The 10334-nt window shown below is 63.9% G+C and carries 11 protein-coding genes and 1 riboswitch; of the genes, 6 read left to right on the forward strand and 5 right to left on the reverse strand.

What is annotated here, in order from left to right; translation table 11 throughout:
• Window positions 1-10 precede the first annotated feature (10 nt).
• Genes ABIE20_RS21025 through purM form a run of 3 tightly spaced genes read right to left on the reverse strand, consistent with a single transcriptional unit; the run spans window position 11 to window position 2441 of the window.
• Window positions 11-721 (reverse strand): DUF3108 domain-containing protein, encoded by a 711-nt coding sequence (locus ABIE20_RS21025; RefSeq protein WP_429507076.1) that lies wholly within the window; start codon window positions 719-721, stop codon window positions 11-13.
• Window positions 722-729: 8 nt separating this feature from the next.
• Window positions 730-1383 carry a phosphoribosylglycinamide formyltransferase gene (gene purN / locus ABIE20_RS21030; RefSeq protein WP_115085736.1) on the reverse strand — a complete coding sequence of 218 codons (654 nt, stop codon included), beginning with the start codon at window positions 1381-1383 and terminating at the stop codon, window positions 730-732.
• On the reverse strand, window positions 1383-2441 hold the full coding sequence (gene purM, locus ABIE20_RS21035) for a phosphoribosylformylglycinamidine cyclo-ligase (RefSeq protein ID WP_429507078.1): 1059 nt from the start codon (window positions 2439-2441) through the stop codon (window positions 1383-1385). The genes purN and purM overlap by 1 nt, the downstream gene beginning before the upstream one ends.
• A gap of 346 nt (window positions 2442-2787) precedes the next feature.
• On the opposite strand from purM, the gene ABIE20_RS21040 reads away from it, so the two are divergent.
• The 6 genes from ABIE20_RS21040 (at window position 2788) to ABIE20_RS21065 (ending at window position 7882) form a co-directional block, all read left to right on the forward strand.
• On the forward strand, window positions 2788-3837 hold the full coding sequence (locus ABIE20_RS21040; RefSeq protein ID WP_429507080.1) for a DUF2066 domain-containing protein: 1050 nt from the start codon (window positions 2788-2790) through the stop codon (window positions 3835-3837).
• Between the two features lie 25 nt (window positions 3838-3862).
• Window positions 3863-4936, forward strand: coding sequence for an AI-2E family transporter (locus tag ABIE20_RS21045; protein ID WP_429507081.1), 1074 nt, complete (start codon window positions 3863-3865; stop codon window positions 4934-4936).
• Between the two features lie 157 nt (window positions 4937-5093).
• Complete coding sequence (gene hda / locus ABIE20_RS21050) at window positions 5094-5798, forward strand: DnaA regulatory inactivator Hda (protein WP_010220358.1); 705 nt, start codon at window positions 5094-5096, stop codon at window positions 5796-5798.
• 115 nt (window positions 5799-5913) lie between these two features.
• Complete coding sequence (locus ABIE20_RS21055) at window positions 5914-6549, forward strand: C40 family peptidase (RefSeq protein ID WP_429507082.1); 636 nt, start codon at window positions 5914-5916, stop codon at window positions 6547-6549.
• A 134-nt stretch (window positions 6550-6683) separates the two neighbouring features.
• The gene (locus ABIE20_RS21060) at window positions 6684-7217 is read left to right on the forward strand and encodes a C40 family peptidase (RefSeq protein WP_123567119.1); all 534 of its coding nucleotides are present in this window, start codon (window positions 6684-6686) and stop codon (window positions 7215-7217) included.
• A gap of 17 nt (window positions 7218-7234) precedes the next feature.
• Window positions 7235-7882 (forward strand): O-methyltransferase, encoded by a 648-nt coding sequence (locus tag ABIE20_RS21065; protein ID WP_429507083.1) that lies wholly within the window; start codon window positions 7235-7237, stop codon window positions 7880-7882.
• Between the two features lie 60 nt (window positions 7883-7942).
• Here the strand turns inward: ABIE20_RS21065 and ABIE20_RS21070 are convergent, their stop codons facing one another.
• Both ABIE20_RS21070 and ABIE20_RS21075 read right to left on the reverse strand, forming a co-directional pair.
• Entirely contained in the window at window positions 7943-9259 is a 1317-nt protein-coding gene (locus ABIE20_RS21070; protein ID WP_429507085.1) for a PQQ-dependent sugar dehydrogenase, read from the reverse strand.
• A 68-nt stretch (window positions 9260-9327) separates the two neighbouring features.
• Complete coding sequence (locus ABIE20_RS21075; RefSeq protein ID WP_429507087.1) at window positions 9328-9906, reverse strand: hypothetical protein; 579 nt, start codon at window positions 9904-9906, stop codon at window positions 9328-9330.
• A gap of 148 nt (window positions 9907-10054) precedes the next feature.
• A riboswitch (cobalamin riboswitch) is annotated at window positions 10055-10278 on the forward strand.
• The last annotated feature ends 56 nt before the right edge of the window (window positions 10279-10334 follow it).

A 10334-nucleotide genomic window follows, 5' to 3' on the forward strand; every position in this document is an offset into this window, starting at 1 on the left:
AGTCAGGCAATCAGTTGCCCTTGACCGTCTTGCCGTCGACCGTGCCGTCCTGCAGTACGATCACGTACTCCTTGCCGTCGGTCTCGACCTGGCGCAGTTGCACCAGCAGGTAATCCCAGTCCTTGGCGAACCACAGCTCGGTGATGCGCTTGCTCTGGCTCGGGTCGCGCACGCGCTCGACCTTGATGGCATCGACCTGGCCGGTCTTGGTGGTGACTTTTTCGCTGCCCAGGACGCGGAAGTCGTAGGTGTCGATCTCGTCGCCATCGACCACCTGGTAGCTCACGCTCTTCTTGCCAGCTGCCACGTCGTGCTGCAGGGCCAGCTGATAGGTGGACTTGTCCAGTACACCGCGGTTGAGCGGCAGGTTGATCGCGTCGCCGCGGTCGCTGCCGGTGATCTTCTTGCTGGTCCAGTCGAAATCCAGATCGACCTTCTTGGCCTTGCCCAGGCCGCCACGTTCGAAGTGGTAGGTCTGTGGCAACAGGGTGTCCTTGTCCAGCTTCAGGGTACTTTGCTCAGTCAGGCTGGCGATCATCATCGACGCCTTGAAGTTGAGGTTCCAGGTACCGTTGGCGTTCTTTTCCAGGCTGCGCTCGGCAGTGCCGCTCATGGGCAGCTGCTTCCAGTCGGCAGTGTAGCTGGCCGAGAAAGGCTTCAGATCGGCTGCCTGCAACGGCAGCGCGAGCACGGCGAGAGCGAAGAGCAGGGCGCGACGCATAATTTCTCCTAGGGTCGAATCAAGTGGCCGCTGGCCGCCAGAGGCTGGCCATCCAGTAGAGCACCGTGCTCGCCCAGGCGCAAACGGCCCTCGGCAAACCAGCGCACCGCCAGCGGATAGATCAGGTGTTCCTGGCTGTGAACCCGCTGTGCCAGACGTTCTGGCGTGTCATCCAACTCTACCGGTATTACTGCCTGTACGACCAGCGGCCCGCCATCGAGTTCCTCGGTGACGAAATGCACGCTGCAGCCATGCTCGGCATCGCCGGCTTCCAGCGCCCGTTGGTGGGTGTGCAGGCCTTTGTACTTGGGCAGCAGGGAAGGGTGGATATTCAGCAGGCGGCCCTGGTAGTGACGGACGAAGCCGGCACTGAGGATCCGCATGAAACCGGCCAGCACCACCAGCTGCGGCTGGTAGCCGTCGATCAGCTCGACCAGTGCCGTGTCGAATGCCTCGCGGCCGTCGAAGGCCTTGTGGTCGAGCACGGCGGTGGCAATACCGGCGTCTTTGGCGCGCTGCAGGCCGTAGGCGTCGGCGCGGTTGGAGATGACTGCGCAGATCCGCACCGGGCTGTCGCCGGTGCGGGTGCTGTCGATCAATGCTTGCAGGTTGCTGCCGGTGCCGGACAACAGCACCACGACATCACAGGTCTTGCTCGGCATCAGTGTGCCTTGACGTTCTTCAGCTCGACCTGGGCAGCGCCTTCGGCAGCGACGCCGATCTGGCCGATGACCCATGGCTGCTCGCCGGCTTCACGCAGGACTTTCAGGGCGTTGTCGACCTGGTCCTGGGCAACGCAGATGACCATGCCGACGCCGCAGTTCAATACGCGGTGCATTTCGTGCTCGTCGACGTTGCCTTGCTGTTGCAGCCAGTTGAACACCGCCGGGCGCTCCCAGCTGGCGACGTCAACCACGGCCTGGGCGCCTTTTGGCAGTACCCGCGGGATGTTGTCGAGCAGGCCGCCACCGGTGATGTGGGCCATGGCCTTGACCGCGCCGGTGTCCTTGATCAGCTTGAGCAGGGGCTTGACGTAGATGCGGGTCGGGGCCATCAGCAGTTCGGTCAGCGGCTTGCCGTCGAGCTGTACGGTTTCGATGTCGGCGCCGGAAACTTCGATGATCTTGCGGATCAGCGAGTAGCCGTTGGAGTGCGGGCCGGACGATGGCAGGGCGATCAGGGCGTCGCCGGTGGCAACCTTGGAGCCGTCGATGATTTCGGCTTTTTCTACCACGCCGACGCAGAAACCGGCCAGGTCGTAGTCTTCGCCTTCGTACATGCCTGGCATTTCAGCGGTTTCACCGCCGACCAGGGAGCAACCAGCCAGTTCGCAACCCGCGCCGATACCGGTCACCACGGTGGCGGCGACCTCTACATTGAGTTTGCCGGTTGCGTAGTAGTCGAGGAAGAACAGCGGCTCGGCACCGCAGACCACCAGGTCGTTGACACACATGGCGACCAGGTCCTGGCCGATGCTGTCGTGCTTGTTCAGGTTCAGTGCCAGGCGCAGCTTGGTGCCTACGCCGTCGGTGCCGGAGACCAGAACCGGCTGCTTGTAGCCGGCCGGGATCTCGCAGAGGGCGCCAAAACCGCCCAGGCCGCCCATGACTTCCGGGCGCGCCGTGCGCTTGGCAACGCCTTTGATGCGTTCGACCAATGCTTCACCGGCGTCGATGTCTACACCGGCGTCCTTGTAGCTCAGGGAGGGTTGCTTGCTCATGATCCAGGCCTTTAGGGGGGAGGGATTCAGGGGAATCGACCGTGACCTGCCAGGCAAGGCGGAGGAAATCCGGCTGCCTGACCGTCGCCGGTCTGCGAAGGCGCGCGATTTTATCAGGGTTGCCCCCTAGCGGCCATCCTCAGGCCGACGGGCAGGGCCTTAAATGTTGCGAAAAATACGCTTTAACAGCGCGCGACTGGTTGCCGCGGCGCAGGCTGTATAAGGTATAGCAAAGGCGATGGGCAGAATTTGCCGCCAGCGGTTGAATGTTTTACCGGGTGCTGCGGTCTGAGCTGCGTCCATTTTTGTCGCCCACGCTTCTTTATTACCAGGACAGGAATCCTCCATGCGTTTGCGTAATTACCTGGCCGCCGGCTGTCTGGCCCTGTTCGGCCTCTCGGCTCAGGCCGAAACCCTCTCCGGCCTCTATCAGGTCCGCGAACCGGTCACTGGCCAGGGCGCCGAAGCCCGCACCCAGGCCACTGAAAAAGCCCTCGAAACCCTGGTGCTGCGCCTGACCGGCGACGCCAAGGCCGCGCAAAGCCCGAACCTGGCTGCGCTGCGCAAAGACCCGCAACAGATCATCAGCCAGTTCGGCTTCGAAGCCGGCCCGCCGGAAACCGTGCTGGTCGACTTCGACCCGGGCAGCACCGAGCGCGCCTTGCGCCAGGCAGGCCTGGCCCTGTGGGGCAACAACCGGCCCTCGATCCTCGGCTGGTGGTTGAACGACAGCGTCGAAGGTTCGAACCTGGTCGGCGACGGCCAGGGCAGCGCCGAACCGCTGCGCCGTGCCGCCCAGCACCGCGGCCTGCCGCTGCGCTTGCCGCTGGCCGACCTGCAGGAACAGTTGGTGGCGACCGGCAAGAACCTTGAGGGCACTGATCCGGCGCCGCTGCGCGAGGCTTCCGAGCGTTACGGCGCCGATGCCTTGCTGGCGGTGCACGCCAGCGAAGCCGATGGCAAATGGCAGGGCAAGTGGCGCCTGTGGCTGGGCGACCAGCGCGAGCAGGGCACCGCCGAGGGCGCCGATCAGGCGGCCCTGGCCGATGCCGTCATGCTCGCCGTCAGCAACCGCCTGGCCCCGCGCTTCGTCGCCCGTCCGGGCGCCAGCAGCGAGATGCAGGTGCAGGTCCAGGGCATGACCCTGGAGCGCTATGCCGAACTGGGCCGGGTGCTCGAACCTTACGGCGCGCGGCTCAAGGTGGTGCAGGGCGATACCCTGACCTACCAGGTCACCGGCAATAGCGATCAGTTGCGCGCGCAACTGGGCCTGGCCAAATTGCAGGAACTGCCGGCCGAAGCGCCAGCGGCACCTGTGGCTGCCGATCCGGGCAACCCCGGGGCAACCCAGGCCGCCGCCCCGCAACCTTTCAACGGGCTGCGTTTTCGTTGGTAAACCCTGACCTGGCCGGGAGCCGTTCATGACTGATACACGTCGCTGGGTATGGGTAGGCGGGGCGCTGTTGTGCGCGGCCTTGCTCTATTGGCTGCACCCGATCCTTTCGCCATTCCTGGTTGGCATCCTGCTGGCCTACCTGGCCGATCCGCTGGTCGATCGGCTGGAGCGCGCCGGCCTGTCGCGCACCTGGGGCGTGGTGGTGGTGTTCGCCTTGTTCACCCTGCTGCTGACCTTGCTGCTACTGGTGCTGGTGCCGATGCTGGCCAAGCAGCTGGTGCGCCTGTACGAACTGGCGCCGCAGATGCTCGACTGGCTGCAGCACCAGGCCCTGCCCTGGGTGCAGACGCGCCTGGGCCTGGCCGATGGCTTCTGGAAGTTCGACAAGATCAAGGCCGCCATCAGCGAGCACATGGGCCAGACCACCGACATCGTCGGGGTCATCCTGTCCCAGGCCACCGCCTCGGGCCTGGCCCTGATCGGCTGGCTGGCCAACTTGGTGCTGATCCCGGTGGTGAGCTTCTACCTGCTGCGCGACTGGGACCTGATGATGGCCAAGATCCGCAGCCTGCTGCCGCGCCAGCGCGAGGAACGGGTGGTGGCATTGGCCGGTGAGTGCCATGAAGTGCTGGGCGCTTTCGTTCGCGGCCAACTGCTGGTGATGCTGGCGCTGGGCATCATTTATGCCTCGGGGCTGATGCTGGTGGGCCTGGAGCTGGGCCTGCTGATCGGCCTGCTGGCGGGCCTCGCGGCGATCGTGCCGTACATGGGCTTCATCATTGGCATCGGTGCGGCGATGATCGCCGGGTTGTTCCAGTTTGGTGGCGACCCGTACCCGCTGCTGGGCATCGCTGCAGTGTTCATGATTGGCCAGGCCCTGGAGGGCATGGTGTTGACGCCATTGCTGGTCGGTGACCGCATTGGCCTGCATCCGGTGGCGGTGATTTTCGCCATCCTCGCCGGTGGCGAGATGTTCGGCTTTACCGGGGTGCTGCTGGCCTTGCCGGTGGCGGCGGTGATCATGGTGCTGCTGCGCCATGTGCATGACCTGTATAAAGAGTCGGATATCTATGCGGGCGAAATCGACCCGGATCTCTAGCTTGATAGCACCTGGCTTGCATTGGCCATTACCCGCTAATGCAAGCCTTTGATTTTACTTGTGGTATGCGCCGATTGTGCGAGGGGCGCCACGGGTATAAACTTTGCAGACTTTTCACAAAAGGCCCCTTGCGGTTCCCCGGAACGGCCCAGCCAGCATGAAACCGATCCAGTTGCCCCTGGGTGTGCGTCTGCGTGATGACGCCACCTTCATCAACTACTATCCGGGTGCCAACGCCGCCGCTTTGGGCTACGTCGAGCGACTCTGCGAAGCCGACGCCGGCTGGACCGAAAGCCTGATCTACCTGTGGGGCAAACAGGGCGTGGGCCGCACCCACCTGCTGCAGGCCGCCTGCCTGCGCTTCGAGCAACTGGGTGAGCCGGCGGTGTACCTGCCCCTGGCGCAATTGCTCGACCGCGGCGTCGAACTGCTCGACAACCTCGAACAGTACGAACTGGTCTGCCTCGATGACCTGCATGTGATTGCCGGCAAGCCGGAGTGGGAGGAGGCGATGTTCCACCTCTTCAATCGCCTGCGCGACAGCGGCCGGCGCCTGCTGCTCGCAGCCTCCAGCTCGCCCCGCGAACTGCCGATCAAGCTCGCCGACCTCAAGTCGCGCCTGACCCTGGCGCTGATCTTCCAGATGCGTGCGCTGTCGGACGAAGACAAGCTGCGCGCCCTGCAACTGCGTGCTTCGCGCCGCGGCCTGCACCTGACCGACGAGGTCGGACACTTCATTCTTACCCGGGGTACCCGCAGCATGAGCGCACTGTTCGACCTGCTCGAGCGCCTCGATCAGGCCTCTTTGCAGGCTCAGCGCAAGCTCACCATCCCGTTTTTGAAAGAAACTTTGGGCTGGTAAGGCAGGAGCTAGAGCCTCGGCACATAAAAGTCACATTTTTTTCGATTGAATTTGCAAATCGATGCGATAGAAGGCATAGTCTCGACTTCTTTAAATTCCAGACACGGTCGTGCCCATGCTAAATCGCTTCGCACCCCTCGTGCCCCTCGCACTCGTGACCCTGCTTTTTGGCTGCGCGACGACAGGTCCCGTATCGCAGCAGCAGGTTCAGCAGCAACCGGTTTCCGCTCAGGTTCTGACCAAATCCTCCGTCCAGGCGACGTTCGAGGAAGAGCTGGCCACCGAAGCAGAGCTGCAAGATTTCTCCAGCAGCAAGCCTTACCAACTGCCAGCCCTGGCCGACAACATTCTCGAACGCGGCATGTCGCTGATCGGTACCCGCTACCGTTTCGGTGGTACCTCCGAGAACACCGGCTTTGATTGCAGTGGCTTCATTGGCTACCTGTTCCGCGAAGAAGCCGGCCTCAACCTGCCGCGCTCCACCCGCGAAATGATCAACGTCAAGGCCCCGCTGGTTGCTCGCAACAACCTCAAGCCAGGCGACCTGCTGTTCTTCAGCACCAATGGTCGCGGCCGCGTCAGCCACGCCGGGATCTACCTCGGCGACGACCAGTTCATCCATTCCAGCAGCCGCCGCAGCGGTGGCGTGCGCATCGACAAGCTCGGTGATCGCTACTGGAGCAAGACCTTCATCGAAGCCAAGCGTGCACTGGCCATGGCTCCGGCCGCGACCACGCTCTCGCGCAACTGATCCTTCGACAGGTTTGACCACGGCGACGTAGCTGAAAAGCTCGTCGCCGTGCGTGTTTACAGAAAGCGTCTAATCTAAATTCTCAACTCTTTTCGGCTCTTGGCCGAAGCGGCTTCAGACAGGATGTTCTGACCATGGCGATGATGGCGCGCTTCGCTCTACTTTCCCTCGCAGCACTGCTCGGTGCCTGCTCAAGTCATGCCCCGGCCCCGCGTAAAGTGGTCGAACCGGCAGTCATGGCCCCGCAAGTGTATTTCTCCCCGGTTGCTGAAGACGTGCTGTTCCGCGCCTTGGGCCTGGTCGGCACGCCATACCGCTGGGGCGGCAACACCCCGGATTCGGGTTTCGATTGCAGCGGCTTGATCGGCTACGTCTATCGTGATGCCGCCGGCATCTCGTTGCCGCGTTCGACCCGGGAAATGATCGGCATCCGCGCACCGAGCATCGAGCGCAACGACCTGCAATCGGGCGACCTGGTGTTCTTCGCCACCAATGGTGGCTCGCAGGTCAGCCATGCCGGCATTTATGTCGGCGAAGGGCGCTTCGTCCATGCCCCGGCTACCGGCGGAACGGTGCGCCTGGACTACCTGTCCAACAGCTATTGGCAAAAGACCTACCTGAACGCCAAGCGCGTGATACAGCCAGCGCACCTGGCGCGCAACCCCTGACCTGTGCGAGGTAGACGATGACCGCCCGGACGCTCTACCTCGACGACCCCCTCTACCACTACCTGCAAAGCGTGTCGCTGCGCGAGACGCCGCTGCTTGCCCGGTTGCGAGAAGAAACCCAGGCCCTGCCCGAAGCGCGCTGGCAGGTGGCACCGGAGCAGGGCCAGTTGCTGGCGCTGCTGGTACGCCTGATCGGCGCCGAGCGGGTGATCGAGGTGGGCACCTTCACCGGCTACAGCGCACTGTGCATGGCCCAGGCCATGGCGCACGGGCAGTTGCTCTGTTGCGACCTTGAAGGCAGCTACAACGCCGTGGCCTGGCGCTATTGGCAGGAGGCCGGGGTCGCCGAGCGCATCGAGCTACGCCTGGCGCCGGCGTTGCAGACCCTGGCGACATTGCCTTCAGCGCGTTATGACCTGATCTTCATCGATGCCGACAAGGCCAACTACCCGCACTATCTGGAAGAGGCCCTGCGCCTGCTGCGGGTCGGCGGGCTGGTGCTGTTCGACAACACCTTGTGGAGCGGGCGGGTGCTTGAGCAAAAACCGCACAGCGAAGACACCCGGGCCATCCAGGCCCTGAACCGCACGCTCAAGGACGACCAACGGGTGGACCTGTCGATGCTGCCGATTGGCGATGGCCTGACCCTCTGCCGCAAGCGCTAGGTTCCCCCAGGGGTTGTGGGAGCCGGCGTTGCCGGCGATGGGCCGCACAGCGGCCCCAGTTCACCGGGCCTTGCTCACCCGCCAGATCGTGTTCCCGACATCATCGGCTACCAGCAACCCGCCGCGTTGATCATTGATCACCCCGACCGGCCGGCCCATGGCCTTGCCTTCGTCGTTGAGAAATCCCGTCAGCAGGTCGATCGGCTTGCCCGCAGGTTTGCCAGCAGTGCTGAAGGGCACGAAGATCACCTTGTAGCCACTGTGCGGCTTGCGGTTCCACGAGCCGTGCTGGCCAATGAACGCGCCTTGCTCGAAAGGTGCCGGCAGCACGCCCGGTTCGGCAAAGGTCAGGCCCAGTGACGCTGTGTGCGGCCCCACCGCATAGTCCGGGGCAATGGCGCTGGCGACCAGGTTCGGATCAGACGGGTTGACCCGCTGATCGATGTGCTGGCCGAAATAGCTATAAGGCCAGCCGTAGAAGCCGCCATCCTTGACCGAGGTAATGTAGTCGGGCACCAGGTCGCTGCCGATCTCGTCACGCTCGTTGACCGCGGTCCACAGTTGCCCCGTGTGCGGCTCCCAGGCCAGGCCGTTGGGGTTGCGCAGGCCCGAGGCGAAGATGCGCGTCTGGCCGCTGGCCGGATCGACTTCCCAGATCGCCGCGCGGCCCTTTTCCTGGTCCATGCCGTTTTCGCCGACATTGCTGTTGGAGCCGACGGTGACGTAAAGCTTCTTGCCGTCACGGCTGGCGATCACGTTCTTGGTCCAGTGATGGTTCAGGGTGCCACCTGGCAAATCCGCAATCGGCGTGCCCGGGCCTTTGATCGAGGTGGCGCCGGGTTCGTAGTGAAAGCGCAGCAGGCGATCGGTGTCGGCGACGTAGAAGTCATTGCCGACCAGGGCCATGCCGAAGGGCGAGTTGAGATTCTCGATAAAGGGTGTGCGGGTTTCTGCCACGCCGTCATGGTCGCTGTCGCGCAGCAGGCTGATGCGGTTGGCGCTGGGCACGCCGGCGCCGGCGCGGCCCATGACCTTGCCCATCACCCAGCCGCGAATGCCCTTGCCGTCATCGGGTTTGGGCGGGGCATTGGTTTCAGCCACCAGAATGTCGCCATTGGGCAGGGCGTAGAGCCAGCGCGGGTGGTCCAGGCCTTCGGCGAAGGCCGCTACCTGGGTGCCGGGCGCGGCCTTGGGCGCCATGCCCTGGGGCCAGCCAATGGCGGGGGCGATGTTGACGGTGGGGATCAGGGTCTTGTTCGGTTCGGGCAATTGCGGCGACGGGCCAACCCCGTCGCTGACTTCAAGGCGTGCGTTCTCGCCGCAGCCACTTAACCCCGCAGTCACTGCCAGCAGCAGTGCAATCGGTTTTATGCCCATGTCGTATCCCTCGCAATGATCGCCGCTATTGCCAGTAGAGGCGTGCCACGCGTGGGAGGTTCCCCGGGTCAGGCCTGCTTGAGCAACAGGGCGATGCCGGGGTGATACTGGCCGGCTTCGTTGTGCAGCTTGCGGTAGGCGTAGGGGAAGTACCAGGCAATGGCGCAGGCATTGTGCTTTTGCAGGTCGTCGACCAGGTCCTGCAGCTCTTCGGGGCTGGCGTGCTGGCCGGCTTTCCAGGGGCTGGCGAACAATGCGGCGACCTTGAGCTGGCTGGGCGCGGCGATCTGCCGCGCGGCGTAGACGGTTTCGCCCAGGGCGTTGTTCAGGTCGAGCTTGGCGATCCGCGGCCAGCGCTGGCTGGCCTGCAGGTAGGCAGCTTCTTCGCGGTTGGCGATGTACAGGTCGCAACGGCCTTCGCGATCACCGTCATCGCGCTGCTTTTTGCTCTGGTGCTGTTGCAGGGTTACCAGCTCGGCCTGCCAGGCAGCGGCCGAAAGCAGGCCGAGGTTGGCCTGGGCGCCGTGCCAATAGGGCGCCTCGCCGTCACCGAGGGTCTGGTTGAAGCGGTCGATGCAATCGACCCAGCGTTCCAGGGCGGGGCGCAGGAATTCCAGGCGCGCATTATTGATGATCAGGCCTTGCATGCTGCTCTCCCTTATAGTTGTGATCGAGTACAGCCGAAGATATGGCTATTTGATATCACTGATGTCACTGTTACACAAGATGTCAAAGGCGCCATTGATCCAGGCCAGTTCAGCGCCTTTCATTGACGCTCCGGGTGCAACCCTCTAACCTTCGCGACTTGTTTCAGGTGCTCTGCAGGCGATGGCCTGGCAGGGTGAAACAGGGAAGCCGGTGGGCGCGCGAGGCGCGCGAATCCGGCGCTGCCCCCGCAACGGTAGGTGAGTCAAGGTCGCACAGGGCCACTGGGTGTTTGCACTCGGGAAGGCGTGCGGTCCCGGGTGTCCATGGCCCCGCTCACAAGCCCGGAGACCGGCCTGTAACAGCCAACGGCATCACGGAGGGTGATGCGCGGTTCCTCCGGCCTGTGCCGCAGCCCTGCGCGTTTTCC

The organism is Pseudomonas sp. 2835 (assembly GCF_050435905.1).
In the GTDB taxonomy this organism is placed as follows: Bacteria; Pseudomonadota; Gammaproteobacteria; order Pseudomonadales; family Pseudomonadaceae; genus Aquipseudomonas.

Excerpts from the sequence above, each read along its gene's own strand:
- ABIE20_RS21025 (WP_429507076.1), bottom strand. The coding sequence starts at position 721 with ATGCGTCGCGCCCTGCTCTTCGCTCTCGCCGTGCTCGCGCTGCCGTTG.
- purN (WP_115085736.1), bottom strand. The coding sequence starts at position 1,383 with ATGCCGAGCAAGACCTGTGATGTCGTGGTGCTGTTGTCCGGCACCGGC.
- purM (WP_429507078.1), bottom strand. The coding sequence starts at position 2,441 with ATGAGCAAGCAACCCTCCCTGAGCTACAAGGACGCCGGTGTAGACATC.
- ABIE20_RS21040 (WP_429507080.1), top strand. The coding sequence starts at position 2,788 with ATGCGTTTGCGTAATTACCTGGCCGCCGGCTGTCTGGCCCTGTTCGGC.
- ABIE20_RS21045 (WP_429507081.1), top strand. The coding sequence starts at position 3,863 with ATGACTGATACACGTCGCTGGGTATGGGTAGGCGGGGCGCTGTTGTGC.
- hda (WP_010220358.1), top strand. The coding sequence starts at position 5,094 with ATGAAACCGATCCAGTTGCCCCTGGGTGTGCGTCTGCGTGATGACGCC.
- ABIE20_RS21055 (WP_429507082.1), top strand. The coding sequence starts at position 5,914 with ATGCTAAATCGCTTCGCACCCCTCGTGCCCCTCGCACTCGTGACCCTG.
- ABIE20_RS21060 (WP_123567119.1), top strand. The coding sequence starts at position 6,684 with ATGGCGATGATGGCGCGCTTCGCTCTACTTTCCCTCGCAGCACTGCTC.
- ABIE20_RS21065 (WP_429507083.1), top strand. The coding sequence starts at position 7,235 with ATGACCGCCCGGACGCTCTACCTCGACGACCCCCTCTACCACTACCTG.
- ABIE20_RS21070 (WP_429507085.1), bottom strand. The coding sequence starts at position 9,259 with ATGGGCATAAAACCGATTGCACTGCTGCTGGCAGTGACTGCGGGGTTA.
- ABIE20_RS21075 (WP_429507087.1), bottom strand. The coding sequence starts at position 9,906 with ATGCAAGGCCTGATCATCAATAATGCGCGCCTGGAATTCCTGCGCCCC.